The 19,116-nt window shown below is 69.3% G+C and carries 15 protein-coding genes; 7 read left to right on the top strand and 8 right to left on the bottom strand.

Annotated features, from left to right (window positions below; all coding sequences use genetic code 11):
- Positions 1–5 precede the first annotated feature (5 nt).
- The 8 genes from TSB10P1A_RS15045 to TSB10P1A_RS15010 all read right to left on the bottom strand — a co-directional run bounded on the left by TSB10P1A_RS15045 (position 6) and on the right by TSB10P1A_RS15010 (position 10,813).
- Positions 6–2,477, bottom strand: coding sequence for a PAS domain-containing sensor histidine kinase (locus tag TSB10P1A_RS15045; protein WP_186388745.1), 2,472 nt, complete (start codon positions 2,475–2,477; stop codon positions 6–8).
- A 378-nt stretch (positions 2,478–2,855) separates the two neighbouring features.
- Positions 2,856–4,253: an adenosylhomocysteinase gene (gene ahcY, locus TSB10P1A_RS15040; protein ID WP_186388744.1), complete on the bottom strand. Its 1,398-nt coding sequence runs from the start codon at positions 4,251–4,253 to the stop codon at positions 2,856–2,858.
- A 972-nt stretch (positions 4,254–5,225) separates the two neighbouring features.
- Positions 5,226–5,519 (bottom strand): HPr family phosphocarrier protein, encoded by a 294-nt coding sequence (locus TSB10P1A_RS15035; protein WP_186388743.1) that lies wholly within the window; start codon positions 5,517–5,519, stop codon positions 5,226–5,228.
- 24 nt (positions 5,520–5,543) lie between these two features.
- Complete coding sequence (locus TSB10P1A_RS15030; RefSeq protein ID WP_186388742.1) at positions 5,544–5,948, bottom strand: PTS sugar transporter subunit IIA; 405 nt, start codon at positions 5,946–5,948, stop codon at positions 5,544–5,546.
- A gap of 251 nt (positions 5,949–6,199) precedes the next feature.
- Positions 6,200–6,670, bottom strand: coding sequence for an HPr kinase/phosphorylase (locus TSB10P1A_RS15025; RefSeq protein ID WP_186388741.1), 471 nt, complete (start codon positions 6,668–6,670; stop codon positions 6,200–6,202).
- Positions 6,667–8,508 (bottom strand): sensor histidine kinase, encoded by a 1,842-nt coding sequence (locus TSB10P1A_RS15020; protein ID WP_186388740.1) that lies wholly within the window; start codon positions 8,506–8,508, stop codon positions 6,667–6,669. The genes TSB10P1A_RS15025 and TSB10P1A_RS15020 overlap by 4 nt, the downstream gene beginning before the upstream one ends.
- A 91-nt stretch (positions 8,509–8,599) precedes the next feature.
- Entirely contained in the window at positions 8,600–9,298 is a 699-nt protein-coding gene (locus TSB10P1A_RS15015) for a response regulator transcription factor (protein ID WP_186388739.1), read from the bottom strand.
- A gap of 111 nt (positions 9,299–9,409) precedes the next feature.
- Entirely contained in the window at positions 9,410–10,813 is a 1,404-nt protein-coding gene (locus TSB10P1A_RS15010; RefSeq protein WP_186388738.1) for an MATE family efflux transporter, read from the bottom strand.
- A gap of 543 nt (positions 10,814–11,356) precedes the next feature.
- Between TSB10P1A_RS15010 and TSB10P1A_RS15005 the strand changes: the two genes are divergently transcribed.
- From TSB10P1A_RS15005 to TSB10P1A_RS14975, 7 genes are all read left to right on the top strand, one after another.
- On the top strand, positions 11,357–12,970 hold the full coding sequence (locus TSB10P1A_RS15005) for a phosphoenolpyruvate carboxykinase (protein ID WP_186388737.1): 1,614 nt from the start codon (positions 11,357–11,359) through the stop codon (positions 12,968–12,970).
- Positions 12,971–14,024: 1,054 nt separating this feature from the next.
- Positions 14,025–14,369, top strand: coding sequence for an XdhC family protein (locus TSB10P1A_RS15000; protein ID WP_186388736.1), 345 nt, complete (start codon positions 14,025–14,027; stop codon positions 14,367–14,369).
- Between the two features lie 149 nt (positions 14,370–14,518).
- Positions 14,519–15,232: an XdhC family protein gene (locus TSB10P1A_RS14995; RefSeq protein WP_186388735.1), complete on the top strand. Its 714-nt coding sequence runs from the start codon at positions 14,519–14,521 to the stop codon at positions 15,230–15,232.
- On the top strand, positions 15,229–16,881 hold the full coding sequence (locus TSB10P1A_RS14990; RefSeq protein WP_186388734.1) for an NTP transferase domain-containing protein: 1,653 nt from the start codon (positions 15,229–15,231) through the stop codon (positions 16,879–16,881). The genes TSB10P1A_RS14995 and TSB10P1A_RS14990 overlap by 4 nt, the downstream gene beginning before the upstream one ends.
- A 166-nt stretch (positions 16,882–17,047) precedes the next feature.
- Complete coding sequence (locus tag TSB10P1A_RS14985; RefSeq protein WP_186388964.1) at positions 17,048–17,704, top strand: L,D-transpeptidase; 657 nt, start codon at positions 17,048–17,050, stop codon at positions 17,702–17,704.
- Entirely contained in the window at positions 17,701–18,246 is a 546-nt protein-coding gene (locus TSB10P1A_RS14980; protein WP_371515132.1) for an OmpA family protein, read from the top strand. Before TSB10P1A_RS14985 ends, TSB10P1A_RS14980 begins: the two co-directional genes overlap by 4 nt.
- Positions 18,247–18,655: 409 nt before the next feature.
- On the top strand, positions 18,656–18,868 hold the full coding sequence (locus TSB10P1A_RS14975; protein WP_186388733.1) for a hypothetical protein: 213 nt from the start codon (positions 18,656–18,658) through the stop codon (positions 18,866–18,868).
- Positions 18,869–19,116 lie beyond the last annotated feature (248 nt).

The following is a 19,116-nucleotide window of genomic DNA, read 5'->3' as shown; positions in this document are numbered from 1 at the left end:
GCCGGTCACTCGGCGGCGTGCTGAAGGGCATCGGGAGCGAAGGGAAATCGGCAGACGACATAAGTGCCGACCCCCTCTTCCGACTCGATGGAGACCGTGCCGCCATGCAGCTCGACGAAGCTCTTGACGATGGACAGGCCCAGCCCGGCGCCGCGGCGGCGCTGGCCGGCATCGCGGCCGACGAAGCGGGCGAAGACCTGGTCGAGCATGTCCTCGGGGATGCCGCAGCCATGGTCGCGGACATGGAACTCGATGGCGCTGGCCGTGCGCAGGCAGGCGACGTCGATGGTGCCGCCGACATCGGAGAAGCGCAGCGCGTTGGAGATCAGGTTGAACAGCACCTGGCGCAGGCGCCGCTCGTCGGCCTGGATCACCCCGACATCGTCGGCGATGGTCAGCTTCAGCGCGATGCCGCTGTCGGCCAGCCGGTCCTTCAGCCCCTCCACCGCCGCCTGCACGGTCCTTGCGACGTCGACCGAGGAAATGTCGAGCTCCATGATGCCGGCATCGATGGTGGCAAGGTCGAGAATGTCGTTGATGATCGCCAGCAGCGCCGAGGAGGAGGAGAGGATGTAGTCGACATACTCCCCCTGCTTGTCGGTCAGCGGGCCGAATTTCGGGTCGGAGAGAAGCTGGGCGAAGCCGATGATGTTGGTCAGCGGCGAGCGCAATTCGTAGGAGACGTGCTGGATGAAGGCGTTCTTGAGCTGGTCGGCCTGTTCCAGCGCCTCGTTCTTGTCGAGCAGGGCGCGCTCGACATTGACCGAGTCCGTCACATTGACGAAGGTCACCAGCGTGCCGCCGTCGGGCAGCGGCACGGTGGCATAGTCGATCGCCTCGCCGCTCTCGCGCTCCAGCCGGTCCGACACCGGCTCGCGGTTGTCGGCAAGGCTGGTCACCGCCGTCACGAGCTGGCGCCAGGTCGCCGCCTCGTCCTCCTCCAGCATCTCCATGTCGACGACGCGGGTGATGTGCGGACTGTCGCCGAGCCGCTCGTCGGCCAGGTCCCACATGGTCTCAAAGGCCGGGTTCCACAGCCGCAGCCGCCCGTCGGAGCCGAACACCGCCACCGCCTCGGACAGGTTGTCCAGCGTCTCGCCCTGAACGCGGATCAGCGAGTTGTAGCGGCTTTCCAGCTCCAGCCGCTCGGTGACGTTCTCGTAGATATAGGTGACGCCGCCCTGCGGATGCGGGTTGGCGATCACGCGCAGGGTGCGTCCGTCCGGCAGGTGCCACCAGAACTCGCGCGCGTCGAGCGAGGTATAGGTCTCCAGCAGCTTGTTGCGCCAGCCGCGATAGTCGGCCTGCTCGGGCAGCTTGCGCGCAGCGCGCAGGGCGTCGAGCAGGGCCGCGTCCGTCGGATTGCTTTCCAGGAAACTGGCGTCGAGGTCCCACAGGGCGCGGAAGGCGGCGTTGTAGAACTGCAGCCGCCGGTCGGCGCCGAAGATCGCGACGGCGGTGGCGAGCTGGTCGAGCGTGCGAGCGTGGAAGTCGATGGTGCGGCCGAGTTCCTGGCGCACGTTCTCCAACTCGCTGACATCGATGGCAAGGCCGCCGGAGCCGGTCTCCACCGAGATCTGGGTGACGTCGAAGATCCGCCGGGCGCCGGCCGCCACCGCCGGCAGGCGGGCGCGCGCCTGGCCGCTCTCGTCGCGGCCGCGCTCGATCTGGCCGCGGCCCTTGGCGTCGAGGAATTCGACCCTGGCCTCGATCGCCGCCGCCCCGCTGTCGGTTTCCACCGCCCGCGCATAGGCGGCATTGACCCAGACCAGCGCCCCCTCCTCGTCGCGCAGCCAGGCGGGCGAGGATATGCCGTCGAGCAGCGCCCGCAGGGTCTGCAGCTCGCGGGTCATGGAGCCGTTGCGCTCGGCCATCACGGCCTGCGACCGGCGCTCGCCGGTCAGGTCGCGCAGCCGCAGCACCGGTGCGCTGGCGGCGAGGCGGCCGCAGATCTCGACCATGCCGCCGGACCGGGTCGGCAGGGTCATGCGGAAGGATTCGCCATGCTGGCGCAACCGGTCGACCGCCTGGTCGAGCGCGGCCGCGGCGCGCGCCTCCAGCCAGGAGCCGAAGGCGAGAAGCTTGGCGGGCGAGCGCGGCACGCCGGAGCTCTCGTCCAGCATGCCGGCGACGAAGGGCTCGTCCTCGCCCGGCTGCCACATGACGATGCGCTGGTCGTCGGAGGCGATCAGGCTTTCCAGCCGGTCGAGCCGGGCGACCAGCCGGGCGCTGGTCTGGGTGGCGCTGCTGAGCGTTCCGGAATTGGCCCGCATGTTGCGGATCAGGGTGACGGCGGCGGTCACCGCGAAGGCGACGGCACCGCCGATCGCGGCGATCCACACCACTTTTTCAGGGGTGAAGGAGCCGGACAGCAGCGGATGCGTTGTGGCAGCGGCGTCCTGGGCAAGGCACAGGCCGGTGGAGGCGACGAGGGCCAGCGGCGCGGTCGACAGACCCAGCCGCGCCTTGCGACTCATGTCCCGCCATGCGGCGCGGTCGCGCCCATGTTCCCAGCCGTCCGCCGGCATCCGCTCGTTCCCCTGTCGCCCGTATCGGGTCGCCCGCATCGCAGCGCCCGCATCGGGTCGCCCGTTTCAGGTCATCCGTTTCAGGTCGCCCGCTTCGGGCCACCCGCTTCAGGCCGCCGCCAACGGGCCGTCACGCCAGTTCTGCCTCACGAAGCACCTGATTCGCAAAGACCATAACGCAAACGCGAATCGCGCAGAAGGGTGCGTTACCGAAAAGTAAACGGGGGCCGTGTCATCCACAGCCCCCGTTTCCGCACTCGTTCAAGGGTTCGTCCCCGCCCGGCAGGCCCCGTGCCTGCCGGTTGCGCCGGAAACCGGCGGGATCGATCAGTAGCGGTAGTGTTCCGGCTTGTAGGGGCCGGTGGTCTTCACGCCGATATAGTCGGCCTGCGCCGGGGTCAGTTCGGTCAGTTCGACGCCGAGCTTGGCAAGGTGCAGGCGGGCGACGCGCTCGTCGAGATGCTTCGGCAGGACATAGACGTCCTTGTCGTAGGCATCCGGACGGGTCCACAGCTCGATCTGCGCCAGCACCTGGTTGGTGAAGCTGGCCGACATCACGAAGCTCGGATGGCCGGTGGCATTGCCGAGGTTCAGCAGGCGGCCTTCCGACAGCAGGATCATCCGCTTGCCGTCCGGGAACTCGATCATGTCGACCTGCGGCTTGATGTTGATCCACTTGTAGTTGCGCAGCGCCTCAACCTGGATCTCATTGTCGAAGTGGCCGATATTGCCGACGATCGCCATGTCCTTCAGCGAGCGCATGTGGTCGAGCGTCACCACATCCTTGTTGCCGGTGGTGGTGATGACGATGTCGGCGCTCGGGGCGGCGGTCTCCAGGGTGACGACCTCGAAGCCGTCCATCGCCGCCTGCAGGGCGCAGATCGGGTCGACCTCGGTCACCTTGACGCGGGCGCCGGCGCCGCGAAGGCTGGCGGCCGAGCCCTTGCCGACGTCGCCATAGCCGCAGACGACGGCGGTCTTGCCGGCCATCATCACGTCGGTGCCACGACGGATGCCGTCGACGAGGCTTTCCTTGCAGCCATACTTGTTGTCGAACTTCGACTTGGTGACGCTGTCGTTGACATTGATCGCCGGGAACGGCAGCAGGCCCTTGGCCTTGAGCTGGTACAGGCGGTTGACGCCCGTCGTCGTCTCCTCGGAGACGCCGCGGATCTCGTCGCGCTGCCTGGTGAACCAGCCGGGGCTCGCCGCCATGCGCTTGCGGATCTGGGCGAAGAGGATCTTCTCCTCCTCCGAGCCGGGATTGGAGAGCACGTCCTCGCCGGCCTCGGCGCGGGCGCCGAGCAGGATATACATGGTGGCGTCGCCGCCATCATCGAGGATCATGTTGGCCGTGCCTTCGGGGAAGAAGAAGATCCGGTCGCAATAGTCCCAGTATTCCTCGAGGGTCTCGCCCTTCTCGGCGAAGACCGGGATGCCGGCGGCGGCGATCGCGGCGGCGGCGTGGTCCTGGGTCGAGAAGATGTTGCAGGAGGCCCAGCGGACCTCGGCGCCGAGCGCCACCAGCGTCTCGATCAGCACGGCGGTCTGGATGGTCATGTGCAGCGAGCCGGCGATGCGCGCGCCCTTGAGCGGCTTCTTCTCGCCGAACTCCTCGCGGCAGGCCATCAGGCCCGGCATCTCGGTCTCGGCGATGTCGATCTCCTTGCGGCCGTAGTCGGCCAGGGAGATGTCCTTGACGTAGTAGTCGGTTGCGGTGGTCATCGGTCTCGTCCGCTCACTGTGTTGAAAACTGCGGCCGTGCTGGACGCAGTCGCTGTTTGAACCTGCATTCGCCTGCCCGCAGACGGCCGTCGCGCGACGCGGCGCCTGTGGCCGTCCGCTGGCCTTCCGGGCGCGTCCCGGTCCTGTCTGGCGCCGTGTCATCCGGACCCTCGTCCGGGGTTCGGCGCAGATAACGGCTTGCGCCGGACGCGAGCATCCGGCGGACGCCGGTTTTATAGGCCGGAAACCAGCACAAAGCAATAAGGATATAAAGATTTCTTTATGTCCGCTTCATTCGCAAATCCGGCGGCCTGGCGCTCGGCTCCGGTCCCTCTCCGCCGCCCGCCCGGCCGGACGAGCACCGAGCCGGAACCGGGGAGGCACGGCGGTTGTGGGGACATCCGGAAGCACGCCGGACAGGCCCTCGGCTCGCCGATCCCGGCTCGGCGCTGCGCGCCGTCCGGGAGGACGCGGGGAAGGGTGGTGCGTCCGGGAAGACGTGGCAAGACGTGGCAAGACGCGATTGGGCAGAAGGACGCGGGAGGGACGAGCGTGTTTTCGCCACCGCTCTGGCAGCCAATGGCCCCCGGGTCGCGCTAGCGCGCGCCCGAGGTGAGGTCCGAGGGTGGGCGACGGTGGCGGGATAACGGAAACGACCCTCCGCCGGTCGCCTCACCCATAGGATGTCGTCCCGGTTTCGGCGAAGCCGAAGACCGGGAACCAGTAACCCCGAACGGTTGCAGTGAGGCCTCAGCGCTGCCGCCGGAACGCTGGAGGGTGCTGCCTTCGCACGCCCGCCTACCCCAGCGGATACTGGACGCCTGCCTGCGCAGGCGTGACAGCCGTGGAAGGTGGCGATGCGTCCCGCCTCAACCTCGCCGAGGGGGCCAATGGGTCCCGCCTCTCCGGCCCTGAACAGGCCCCGCCCTTCCGGCCAGCGGCCGCGTCCGGCGAGGGCTCCGGCAGCGCGGCTCAGTCGGTTTCGCCGAAGCCGCTTTCGACCAGTTCGGCGATGGCGGCAAGCGCCGCCTCCGCCTCGGCCCCGCTCACGGAAACGCGGATCGAGCAGCCGGGGCTGGCCGCCAGCATCATCAGTCCCATGATGGACGTGCCGCCGACCGTCTGGCCGTCCTTCATCACGATCACCTGCGCCTCGAACGTCTCGACCAGCTTCACCAGCTTGGCGGAGGCGCGGGCATGCAGGCCCCGGCGATTGACGATCATCAGGTCGCGGACGAGTCCGACAGCTTGCATCGTGTCCGTCATCCCGTCCCCGTCACCCCTGACCCCTCATCCCTGGCCCGACAGCACCTGGCTGGCGACGGAGATGTATTTCTGGCCGGCCTTGCGCGCTTCGTCGACCGCCACGGCGATGGGGGTCTCGCCGCGCAGGCTCGCCAGCTTGATCAGCATGGGCAGGTTGACGCCGGCGATCACCTCGATATTGGTGCCGTCCATCACCGAGATCGCGAGGTTCGACGGCGTGCCGCCGAACATGTCGGTCAGCAGCACGACGCCGGCTCCGTCATTGACGCTCGCAACGGCGGCAAGGATGTCCTGCCGACGCTGCTCCATGTCGTCGTCCGGGCCGATGCAGATCGTCTCGATCCGCTCCTGCGGACCGACGACATGCTCCAGCGCAGACTTGAATTCCACTGCCAATCGTCCGTGCGTAACGAGTACGAGTCCGATCATGCCCTGTCCGTCATTTGCCCGTCGTTTGCCGTCGCGTGTTCGTCCGCGGCGGCCTGTGCACGGCGCCCGGCACGGTCCCGGATTGTCCGGTCGCGCCACCTGCCATGCATCGAGGCCCCCAGTTCCCGGTCGTTCGATGCCGGGCGCCCAATGTCGGCAAGGGAACGCTGCAGTGCAAGAAAAATCGGCGGCGCCGCCGCCTTTTTCGCCAGCTCCCCCCGCCTTTCCGCCCCGCGCCGCTCACCTGTCGCTCACTGGCTGCTCACCTGTCGCTCACTGGCCGCTCCCGCCAGCACCGCCAGCACATGCAGGGCCGAAGCCCCCTCGCGGCCGCAGGGCACGGCAAGGCGCGCAAGCGGGACCCCGCACAGTTGCACGCGCATCGCCTCCGGCTCCGGCATCCGCTCCAGCTCCGCCTCCGGCACCAGATCGACCACCAGCCGCACCACCGCGCGCGGCTCGAAGGCGAGGGCGACAATGCCCTCCCCGCGCCGCTCCCACAGGCCGGCAAGGGCGGGGGGACAGGTGGCGATCAGCCGGTCCGAGCGGACGCTGAGCGCCACCCGGTCGTCGGCGACCGCCAGCGCCAGCCGGCCGCGCAGGCGCGCCTCGCTGAGGATCCGCTCGCCGAGCCGCGACTTGCCGGCGCCCGAGCGGCCACGGATCAGGATACCGGCGCTGCCGACCAGGATGCAGGACGCATGCACCGTCTCGCCGCTCATCCCCGGCTTTCGGCCGGCAGGCGCACGGTGAAGCGGGCGCCCTCGACGCGGGTCTCGCCGGTCTTGGCGTCCGTCGTCTCGCGGTTCGACACGGTGATGGTGCCGCGATGCGCCTCGACGATCTGCCGCGAGATCGACAGGCCGAGGCCGGAATTGTTGCCGAAGCCCTCGGATTCGGGACGATCCGTGTAGAAGCGCTCGAAGATGCGCTCGCGCAGCTCCGGGCGCACGCCCGGCCCGTCATCGTCCACCGTGATCTCGACCATGTCGGCGGTGCGGTTGGCGGCGATGCGCACGCTGCCGCCCGGCGGCGAGAACGAGCGGGCATTGTCGATCAGGTTGTTGATCACCTGGCCGAGGCGGCTGTCATGGCCGAGCACCCGGTAGGGGTGGTCGCGCCGCGAGGGGGCGATCTGCACCGCCACCGGCGCCTCGCCGCTTGCCGCGCGCTCGTTGGCAAGGTCGCAGACGCCGAGCAGCAGCGTCGAGATGTCGATGGGTTCGGCGTCGGCGCGCGCGAGTTCCGCGTCCAGCCGCGAGGCATCGGAAATGTCAGTGATCAGCCGGTCGAGCCGGCGCACGTCGTGCTGGATCACCTCCATCAGCCGGGCGCGCGCCTGCGGCTGCTTGGCCAGCGGCAGCGTCTCGACCGCGCTGCGCAGCGAGGTCAGCGGGTTCTTCAGCTCGTGGGCGACGTCGGCGGCGAAGGTCTCGATCGCATCCATCCGGTTGTAGAGCGCGTTGGTCATGTCGCGCAGGGCCCGCGCCAGATGGCCGATCTCGTCGCGCCGCTCGGAAAACTGCGGGATCTCCTCGCGCGACTTGATGCCGCGGCGCACCCGCTCGGCCGCCGCCGCCAGCCGGCGCACCGGGCCGGCAATGGTGCCGGCCAGCAGGATCGACAGCACCATCGTCACCGTCGCGGCGACGAGGAAGACGCGGACGATGCCGATGCGCTCGGCCCGCACGATGGCGTCGATGTCGCCGCCTTGCGTCGACAGCAGCAGCGAGCCCAGCACCGCGCGGAAGCGCTGCACCGGCACCGCCACCGAGACGATCAGCTCACCGCGCGAGGACACCCGCACGACGCTGGCGGGCGAGCCGGCGAGCGCGGCCTCCACTTCCGGATAGGCGCGGCCGTTGCCCGCGCCGATCTCCTCGTAGAGCGGCAGGTCGCCGCGGCGGAACCACAGTTTCACGTCGGCCCAGATCTGGTCCCAGATGCCGGGTTCCTCGGCGGTCGGCGGCGGCAGGTCGAAGCGCAGGATCTGGCCGCGGGCGTAAAGATGCCGGGAATCGAGGATCAGGATGCCCTCGGGATCGTAGATCCGCGCCCGCGTGCGCGTCGGCGAGATCAGCCGGCGCAGCACCGGGGCAACCCGTTCCGGGTTGATCGGGAAGTCGGTCAGCCGCGAGGCATCGGTCGGCGAGACGCTCTCGCCGGCCTGGAGCTGCAGCAGTTGCTCGGGATCGACCATCAGCCCGTCGGTCTCGACGGTGGCCGAGGCGGCGATGGCGCCGGCGATGATCTCGCCCTGGGTCAGCAGGCTCTGGACGCGGGCGTCGATCAGTCCGGCGCGGAACTGGTTGAGATAGAGGATGCCGCCGACCAGCGCGCACAGGCCGGCAAGGTTGAGCACCAGGATGCGGCGGGTCAGCGAGGAGGTCAGGTAAGGGGACAGGGCGCCGCCGATCCGCGACAGGATGCGGCGGCGGAGCCGGCGCGGGGCCGTCTCGCCGCGCCCAGCCGTCGGCCCGTCCCCGGCCCGTGCCGGGGACGCCGGCCGCGGGTCGGCCTCGCGATGCGCCTGCCCGCCCGTGTCCACCTCGATCGCCATTCACCTTCCCCGGCCGGGAGCTCCCGGCCACGTTTCTTCAAGCGCGTCTTCAAGGCGCGTTTTCACGGCGCGCCTTTGAGGCGCTTGCGCCTCAGCCCTCGCGGAAGCGGTAGCCGACGCCGTACAGCGTCTCGATCATGTCGAAGCTGTCGTCGACCAGCTTGAACTTCTTCCGCAGGCGCTTGATATGGCTATCGATGGTCCGGTCGTCCACATAGACCTGATCGTCATAGGCCGCGTCCATCAGCGCGTTGCGGCTCTTGACCACGCCCGGACGATGCGCCAGCGCGTAGAGGATCAGGAATTCGGTGACCGTCAGCGTCACCGGCTGGCCCTTCCACATCGAGGTGTGGCGCTCCTGATCCATGACCAGGTCGCCGCGTTCCAGCAGCTTGTCGCTTTCCGGCTTGCTGGTCGAGGGATCGCGCGGCTGCACGCGGCGCAGCACCGCCTTGACGCGCTCGACCAGCAGGCGCTGGGAGAACGGTTTGCGGATGAAGTCGTCGGCGCCCATCTTCAGGCCGAACAGCTCGTCGATCTCGTCGTCCTTGCTGGTCAGGAAGATCACCGGCAGGTCCGACTTCTGGCGCAGCCGGCGCAGCAGCTCCATGCCGTCCATGCGCGGCATCTTGATGTCGAAGATGGCAAGATCCGGCGGATCGGTGATCAGCCGGTCGAGGGCCGAGGAGCCGTCCGTATAGGTATGGACCCTGTAGCCTTCGCTCTCCAGCGCAATGGAGACCGAGGTCAGGATGTTGCGGTCGTCGTCTACGAGTGCGATCGTCGGCATGGTCGAAAGCCCTGAACCCGTTCTTCTTGTTCGCTCGTCTTGGTTTACCAGCCTTGGCGGTGCAAATGCGCATAAATTATGGCGAGGCCGGACGGGGCCCGCCAGCCGCCATCACGCCTGCGGCGCCGGCTCCGGCCGGCCCCGTGCGCTCTGGCGCGCGAAGCGCAGGGCAAGGCCGGTGAAGGACACCACGATCCCGGCGATCAGCCCGCCGATCAGCCCGCCCGCGCCGACCTCCAGCCCGATCGCCATCAGATAGGCGGCCGGCACCGCCACCAGCCAGAAGGCGCCGGTCTGCCACAGGGTCGGCCACCACACGTCGCCAAGGCCGCGCAGCGCGCCCATCGCCACCGCCATCGACGCATCGAGCGACAGCATGAAGCCGGCGACGAACAGCGCCTGCGCGGCGGCCTCGACGGTCAGCGGGTCGCTGGTCACCACCCGCGCCGCCGTCTCCGGCGAGACCAGGAACAGCAGGGCGACCGGCAGCGGCCACAGCGCGCCGAGCGCGATGCCGGCCCAGCCGGCGCGCCCGGCATTGGCCGCATCGCCCTCGCCGAAGGCGCGGCCGACCAGGATCGCCGTCGCCCCGCCGGTGCCGATGGCCATCATGAAGGTCAGCGTGACGAGGCTCATCGTCGTCTGATAGGCGGCAAGCTGGGCGGTGCCGAGCCAGCCGGCCATCATCACCACGGTGGCGAAGGCGGCGCTTTCCGCGCCCTGGGCAAGGCCCATCGGCAGGCCGAGCCGGCGCAGCAGGCGCGCGTCCGGATCGCTCCACAGGCCGAGCAGCGCAGGCCCGGCCCGGCGGCGCGGCAGGATGCGGAACCTGTCGTCGCGCCCCGCCTGCCGCAGCAGGATGGCGAGGATGGTCGCCCCGGCAAGGGTGCGCGCAATGGTGCTCGCCAGCATGATGCCTTCCGCCCCGCCGGGGGCGAACAGCCCGCCCCAGCCATAGCCGAAGAGCGCGTTCAGCGGCACGTTGACGAGGTTGGCGGCGAGCATGATCGCCATGCCGGTCTTCGGCCGCCCCGTCGCTTCCATGAACAGGTTGCAGGCGACGAAAATGAGGATGCCCGGCATGCCGAAGCCGAAGGCGAGCGAGACGCGCGCCGCGCCTGCGGCAAGGTCCGCGTCCTGCCCGGTCGCCCGGAAGAACGGCTCGGCCAGCAGCGACAGGACGAGACAGAAGAGACCCAGCGCCAGCGCATGGGCGAGCGAGGCGCGCAGCACCGCGCCGGCGCGCGGGGCATCGCCCGCGCCGAGCGCCTGCGCCGCCAGCACCGCGGTCGCCTGCAGCGCACCGACGGCGATCATCATCAAGGTAAGCTGCGGCGCGACGCCGAGGCCGAAATGGGCAAGGTCGGCGGCGCTCGCCCGGCCCGCCATCACCGTGTCGACGGTGAACATCACCACCAGCGCCGCGCGCGAGACGATGATCGGCAGCGCCAGCGCCGCGGTGGCGCGGAGATGATGCCCCGTCGGGGCGGGAGTGGACCTGCGTGGTGTGGACATCTGGGCCTGAACAGGGAGGCGGCGGGTGGCAATCGGGCCCGCGACCATAGCCGAAACCTCCGCGCCGGTCATCGCCGCCGCGGATGCCTCGCCGCGAGCCCCCGATTCTTCCCCCCCAATTCGAGGCTTCTCCCCCGCGAAAATCCATGGCTTTGAACGGATGATCCGCGAATGATCTGATATGAAACGAGTATTCCACGGCCCAGTGCGCCGGAGCGCGTATTATTTTTCCTTAAAAAATAATTATATTCGCAGAAACGGGGAATTAAATCGATTTAGCCGCAAGCTTGCCACCTTCGTTGCGCTTGTTGATTTCAGGGCCATCCACTAGGTTCGCACTGCCAAAAGCGAAAAAGAAAAGCAGGGCCGGACCTGAAAAACAGGTCGACGGCCGTTCCGTGCGCCGGCACAGGGCCGCCGGCGGGTCAACGCTACCGGAGTCATATTGCGACCTCGCGACAGGAGCGAACGCGCGGCGACCGGCAGTATCAGCGGCCCCTTGGCGGGCCGGGCGAACCAACACGATACAGGGATTTCGGGAACATGGCGGATCAGGGCGTAGAGCTGTCTTCGAAAGACGCGGGCATGTGCGGCTTGAAGGAGCTCGGCGGACTTTATCGCAACCTCACGGCGCCTGCGCTTTACGAGCACGCCCTTGGCCGCAACGAGGCGGTGCTTGCCGAGGGCGGCGCCCTCGTCGCCGACACCGGCGTCCATACCGGCCGCTCGCCGAAGGACAAGTTCATCGTTCTCGACGACACCACCCGCGACACCGTGTGGTGGGACAATTCCAGCGCCATGAGCCCCGAGCAGTTCGCCGCGCTCCATGCCGACATGGCCGCCCATGCCAGGGGCATGTCGCTCTACGCCCAGGACCTTTTCGGCGGCGCCGACCCGGTTCACCGGATCAAGGTCCGCGTCTTCACCGAATATGCCTGGCATTCCCTGTTCATCCGCAACCTGCTGATCCGCCCTGAGCCGTCCGAACTCGCCGATTTCGCGCCCGAAATGACGATCATCGACCTGCCGAGCTTCCGCGCCGATCCCGCGCGCCACGGCTGCCGCACCGAGACCGTGATCGCCTGCGACTTCACCAACCGCATCGTCCTGATCGGCGGCACCTCCTATGCCGGCGAGATGAAGAAGTCGGTCTTCTCGATGCTGAACTTCCTGCTGCCGGCCAGCCGGGTGATGCCGATGCACTGCTCGGCCAATGTCGGCGATGAGGGCGACACGGCGGTGTTCTTCGGCCTGTCCGGCACCGGCAAGACCACCCTTTCCGCCGACCCCTCGCGCACGCTGATCGGCGACGACGAGCACGGCTGGGGACCGGACGGCGTCTTCAACTTCGAGGGCGGCTGCTACGCCAAGACGATCAAGCTGTCGGCCGAGGCGGAGCCGGAGATCTACGCCACCACCCAGCGCTTCGGCACCGTGCTGGAGAATGTGGTGCTCGATCCGCAGACCCGGGTGCCCGACTTCGACGACGGCTCGAAGACCGAGAACACCCGCTGCGCCTATCCGATCCACTTCATCTCCAATGCCAGCCCGACGGGGCGCGCGCCGCATCCCAAGAACATCATCATGCTGACGGCGGATGCCTTCGGCGTGCTGCCGCCGATCGCCCGGCTGACCCCGGCCCAGGCGATGTATCACTTCCTGTCGGGCTACACGGCCAAGGTCGCCGGCACCGAAAAGGGCGTGACGGAGCCGCAGGCGACCTTCTCCACCTGTTTCGGCGCCCCGTTCATGTCGCGCCATCCCTCGGAATACGGCAACCTGCTGCGCTCGCTGATCGCCGCGCATCAGGTCGACTGCTGGCTGGTCAACACCGGCTGGACGGGCGGCGCCTATGGCACCGGCCATCGCATGCCGATCCGCGCCACCCGCACGCTGCTCACCGCCGCGCTGGACGGGTCGCTGCGCGATGTCGCCTTCCGCACCGACGCGAATTTCGGCTTCGCCGTTCCGGTCGAGGTGCCGGGCGTCGACGCGGCGATCCTCGACCCGCGCTCGACCTGGGCCGACAAGGATGCCTATGACGCGCAGGCCGCCAAGCTGGTGGACATGTTCGTCAGCAACTTCGCCAAGTTCGAAAGCCATGTCGACGGCGCGATCCTCGCCGCCGCCCCGTCCTTCCGCGCCGCGGCCGAGTAACGCCGCAGCGGACCGGCCTTCCGCGCTGCGACCGGACACCCCGCGCCGCACCGCTGACTGACTGAAGGGCGCCGCAGCCTCGCGGCGCCCTTTTTCGTTGCGGGCTGCCCGTGCGGGGAGCTAGGGCAGCCCTCTCCCCTCCTTGCACCGCCCTTCCCGTTCGTCATTCCGGGCAAGGCGCAGCCGCGACCCGGAACCGGGGAGGCACAGCGGCGGTGGGATGGTTCCGGAGCGCACCTCATACGCCCCCGGCTCGCCGGTCCCGGGTCTCGCGATGCTCGCCCGGGAAGACGCAAGGAGAGGCTGCGCGAGGACTGGCCAGACGACGGTTCGCCGCGTCGCCGCCAACGCTCTGGCAACCAATAGGCCCCGGCTCTCCGGCTTCGCCTGCGGCCGGGGTGACGGCAGAGGGGATGCAAGGCCGTGCCCCCCTCTCGAGGGTCATCCCGGCCGCGCGCAGCGCAGAGCCGGGAGCCATTGGCATCTTCAGCAGGGGTGGGACGGGAGCGCATCGCCACCTCCACGGCTGTCACGCCTGCGCAGGCAGGCGTCCAGTATCCGCTGGGGCGGGTGGGTGTGCGCCGGCAGCAGCCCCCGGCCTTCCGGTGGCGCGCAACGGCAAGGGCCGCGACCCCCGTGGTTACTGGTTCCCGGTCTTCGGCTTTGCCGAAACCGGGACGACACCGTGAGAAAGTGGCACTGCCTTCCCTCACCCGCCGACGTTGCTCCGCCTCTCCTTCGTCTTCCCGGGCAAGCGCAGCGCGACCCGGGACCGGCGAGCCGAGGGCGTTGCCGGAGCGCTCCGGGCCAAACCCGCACCCGCTGTGGCTCTCCGGTCCCGGATCTTCGGCCTTCGGCCTCGTCCGGGAAGACGCCGGAGAGGGGGGTGCAGCAAAAACACCCGCCAAAGGTGCCAATGGGTCCCGCATCCGCGCTGGCACGCTGTGCGCGACGACGAAGAAGAGGCGATCCCCTTCCGACCAAAGGCCAGCAACAGGACGCCTGTGCAGCGCGCCGGGGTGAGCCTATATTCGGGGCAACCAAGGAGACGGACATGCAGCAGGATGCAATCCGGGCGGACGCCGATCCGCTGGCGCTGGCCGAAAGCTGGACGCGCGAGGGCCGCAGGGTCGCCCTTGCCACCGTGATCGAGACCTGGGGCTCGGCGCCGCGCCCGGTCGGGGCGCATCTGGTCATCGATGCGGAGGGGAATTTCGAAGGCTCCGTGTCCGGCGGCTGCGTCGAGGGGGCGGTCGTCGCCGAGGCCGCCGAGGTGATCGAGACCGGCAGGCCCGCCATGCTGGAATTCGGCGTCGCCGACGAGACCGCCTGGCGCGTCGGCCTGTCCTGCGGCGGCCGCATCCGCGTCTATGTCGAGCCGGTGGCGCAGCCGGCCTGAACCGTCGGCACCCGCCTCCGCCGTGCCCGTCCGGCGCAGTCTCCGGCGATCCGGTCGCCAGATTCCAGACAGCCAGACTTCAGACAGCCAGACTTCAGACAGGCCAGACTTCGGCAGAGCCAGACACCAACCCCGCCAGGACCCCGCCCATGGACCTTCAGCTCCTCGCCCGGTTCAACGCCGCCCGCAGCGGCCGCAAGCCGGCGATCCTCGTCACCGAGATCGGCAGCGGCGCCCAGCGCCTCGTCGCCCCAAGCGATATCGCGGACGCCGATCCGCTGGCGGCGGAACTGCGCGCAAGGCTCCGCTCCGGCAAGTCCGGCCTGATCGCGCTTGAAGGCGGCGGCCAGGCGTTTCTGACCGTCAGCGTGCCGCCGCCGCGCATCGTGCTGATCGGCGCCGTCCATATCAGCCAGGCTCTCGTGCCGATGGCGCGGATCGCCGGCTTCGACGTGACCGTCATCGACCCGCGCACCGCCTTTGCAACGTCCGAGCGGTTTCCGGACGGCACGCTGCTCGCCGAATGGCCGTCCGACGTGCTGGAGCAGCTCTCGCTCGATCCCTATACCGCGCTCGCCGCCCTGACCCACGACCCGAAGATCGACGACGTGCCGCTCACTGCGGCGCTGTCGGCCGGCTGCTTCTATGTCGGCGCGCTCGGCAGCCGCAAGACCCATGGCAAGCGCCGCGAGCGGCTGCAGGAGGCCGGGGTGACGCCGGCCGCTTTCGAGGCCATCGACGCACCGATCGGCGCCGATATCGGTGCCGCCTCGCCGGCCGAGATCGCCGTCGCCGTGCTCGCCAATATCATCGCCGCGCTGCGCAAGGGTCCCGAGCTCAAGGGAGAAGGAGGCCGGCCGTGAAGTTCGGCCCGCTTGCCACGAGGGACGCGGAGGGTGCCCTGCTCGCCCACACGCTGCGGCTTGCCGACGGTGCGCTGAAGAAGGGGCACCGGCTCACCGCCGACGACATCGCGCGGATCCTCAAGGCCGGGATCACGGAGGTCATCGCCGCCCGGCTCGGCCCGGACGACTGCCACGAGGACGAGGCGGCGCACCGCATCGCGAAGGCCGCGTCCGGCGGCGGCCTGACGCTGGAGCCGCCGTTCACCGGCCGGGTCAATTTCCATGCGGATGCCGACGGGGTCCTGGTGGTCGACAAGGACGCGATCGACCGGACCAACCGCATCGATCCGGCGATCACCCTGGCGACCCTGCCGGCCTTCGCCCGCGTCACCCGGGGACGAATGGTGGCGACTGCCAAGATCATCCCCTTCGCCGCGCCGCGCGCCGATGTGGAGGCCGCCTGCGACACCGTGCGCGGGGCGGTGCGTCTCGCCCCGTTCCGCGCGCGGCCCGTCGCGCTGGTGGCGACGCAGCTCGCCCATCTCAAGCCCGCCACCCTCGACAAGACCCGGCGGATCACCGAGAGCCGCCTTGCCGTCTACGGGGCGCAGCTCGCGGGCGAGACGCGCGTCGCCCACGACACGGAGGCGGTGGCGGAGGCGATCGCGGCGCAGATCGCGGACGGGGCGGAACTGGTGCTGGTGTTCGGCGCCTCGGCCATTGTCGACCGGGACGACGTCATCCCGTCCGCGATCGAACGCGCCGGCGGCACGATCACCCATTTCGGCATGCCGGTCGATCCGGGCAACCTGCTGCTGGTCGGCGAGGTCGGCGGCGTGCCGGTGCTCGGCGCGCCGGGCTGCGCCCGCAGCCCCAAGGAAAACGGCTTCGACTGGGTGCTCGACCGGCTGATGGCGGACCTGCCCGTCACGCGCCAGGAGATCACCGGCCTGGGCGTCGGCGGGCTGTTGATGGAGATCGGCACCCGGCCGCAACCGCGCGAAATGCCGCGCGAGGTGGCACAGGCGGCGGACCCGCGCCGACGCCGGGTCGAGGGCATCCTGCTCGCCGCCGGCCAGTCGCGCCGGGCCGGCGGCGTCAACAAGCTGCTGGCGCGGATCGGCGGCGAGCCGCTGGTGCGCATCGCCGCCAGGGCCGCGCTGGCAAGCGGGCTGTCCCGCCTCACCGTGGTGACCGGCCACATGGCGCCCGAGGTCGAGGCGGCGCTTGAGGGGCTCGACGTCGCGCTGGCGCACAATCCGGACCATGCGGAGGGCATGGCCGCGTCGATCCGCACCGGCATCAAGGCGCTCAGGCCGGACGCGGACGCGGCGATGATCCTGCTCGCCGACATGCCGGGCGTCACGGCGGCCGTGCTCGACCGACTGATCACGGCCTATCGTCCGGACGAGGGCGTCACCCTGGTGCTCGCCACTTCCGGCGGCAAGCGCGGCAATCCGGTGCTGTGGGACCGCGGCCATTTCGACGCGCTGGCGCGGCTGGAGGGCGACACCGGCGCCCGCCATCTGATCGGCCAGCACGCCGCGGCGCTGCGCGAGGTGGAGATCGGCGAGGCCGCGCGGCTCGACCTCGACACCCGCGAGGCGCTGGCGGCGGCCGGAGCGGAGGTTGGCGAAGCCCCGTCGCCATCGGCGTCACCGAACTGAAAAACTTCAAAGGATTGACGTTTTCTCCCTGATGGACAGTAATAGGGCCGTTCCGCGCTCGCGACTGCTGGCGAGGGCGGGAGGGGAACGGCTGCCCGTCAGAGGAGGAGACGGCATGACGGTATCCAGGACCACGCTGTCCATGAGCCCGATATCCGTGAGCCGGATATCCATGACCCGGAGGGCGCTGCTCGTCGGTGCGGGCGCGCTGGCGGCGAACATCTCGCTGCCGATGCCGGCGATCGCGTCCTCGAAATGGTTCGACGGGGCCGAAGCGGACAACGGCTTCAGCTTCCGGCGCACCAATTTCTCGGTGATCAAGCCGCAATGGCGCCGGCAGATGGTCAAGTATTTCTCGCCCGAATCGCCCGGCACTGTCGTCGTCGACACGCGCAATCATTATCTCTACTGGATCTGGGAGAACAACACGGCGCTGCGCTACGGCGTCGGCGTCGGCCGCGAGGGCTTCCAGTGGTTCGGCCGCGCCCAGGTCCGGCGCAAGGCGCTGTGGCCGCGCTGGGTGCCGCCGCCGGAGATGCGCCAGCGCCAGCCCGACCTGCCGCAGATGGTGGAGGGCGGCGCGCCGAGCAACCCCCTGGGGCCGCGCGCGCTCTACCTGCATCACGACAGCGGCGCCGACACCGGCTACCGGCTGCACGGCACGCTGGAGCCTTGGAGCATCGGCAGCAACGTGTCGTCGGGCTGCATCCGCATGTTCCCGGAGGACATCATCGACCTCTACCAGCGCTGCCCGGTCGGAACCCGCGTGTCGGTTCTCGAACATCTGGGCGCCGGCACCCCGCAGGACCAGGAGCGCACGTGACCTCATCCGCGACACCCCTCGCCGCCCGCTCCCTGCCGGGGCCGGCGCCGACCGTCCGTCTCCTTGCCGTGCTGGCCGCCTGCGGCCTGCTGGCTGCCTGCAACACGGTGGAGAACGTCGCCTCGCCGGACATCACCAATGCGCCGGTGCTCGGCTTCGCCAACATGGAGCCGGGCAGCGAAGAGGCCTTCATGCTCAATGTCGGCCGGCGCACCTATTTCGCGCCCGGCTCTGCGGAGATCGACGAGACCGCGCGCATGACGCTCGACAAGCAGGCCGACTGGCTGACCGCCAACCGGCACTGGTACGCCAAGATCCAGGGCTTTTCCGACGATCCGGGCAGCCCCGGCGACAACGGCACCCTGTCGACGCGCCGGGCCAATGCGGTGATGGCCTATCTGGTTGGCAAGGGCGTTTCGCCGAACCGGCTGTGGGCCAAGGGCTACGGCACCGACCGCAAGGTGCGCGACTGTCCGGCGGAGGAATGCAAGGCGCAGAACCGCCGGGTGGTCACCAACCTGCGCGAGGAGCGCGAGCGCTAGGCGCGCGCGCCAGGCCGGGACGAGAAGCCGGAACGAGAGGCCGGGGAGGAGAGGCCAGGAGGGGCCGGGACGAGAGGCCCGCACCTGGCGCCGCCCCCCCTGCCCGCCGGCCGGTGATCGCGTCGCCGTCCCGGCGCCTATTCCGGCACCCATTCCGGCACCCAACTGGCGGCTCGGCGTTAACCACATCGCTGCACTGCAATAAAGGCATGGCTCCCATGCCGGGGACGCGTTTGGCCTTTGGCAATATGACACCTATATTACAGTCATCAGATCGACGCCGGGCCTCGAGCGCCCGGCTTTTTTGACGCCGCGGCCGCAAGGTCGGCGCTCCTGACACCGATACCCCGGCAAGACCCGCGGATCGCGCTTCGCAGCGCCAGGCGTCGCAGCTTGAAGGATCAGACCGATGAACGAACTCCGTTTGCCGCGTGCCGGCCAGTGCAAGTGGGCCGAGGGCACCGGCGGCAACTACACCTTCCCCTGCCGCAACCGCGTCGAGGCCGGCGTCTCCTATTGCAGCGAGCATCACGCCTTGGTCTATATCTCGGCCGAGGAGCGTCGCCGCAATCGCGAGAGCGCGCCGATCGCCTTCCGGGCACAGCGCCGCATCGCCGCCTGATCCGGCACGCGCCTCGCCGGCCGGGCCGGTCGCGGCGGAGATGATCGAAAACAGCGCGATTTGAGACGCCAAACGCAAAATCTCGCAAAATTTTGCAAAATCGTCTCAAAAAATATCTCTATATTTCAACAAGATAGCGCCCATCGAGAAATCGGAGGGCGCTTTTTCCGTTGGCCTTGGCGCCACTTGTCCCCGCCTCAGGGCCTTGAAACCGCATCTGCGGTGCCCCGGATACCCCCGCCGGGAGC

The organism is Stappia sp. TSB10P1A, assembly GCF_900185725.1.
Lineage (GTDB): Bacteria > Pseudomonadota > Alphaproteobacteria > Rhizobiales > Stappiaceae > Stappia.
This window is presented reverse-complemented; position numbering and strand designations above follow the sequence as displayed.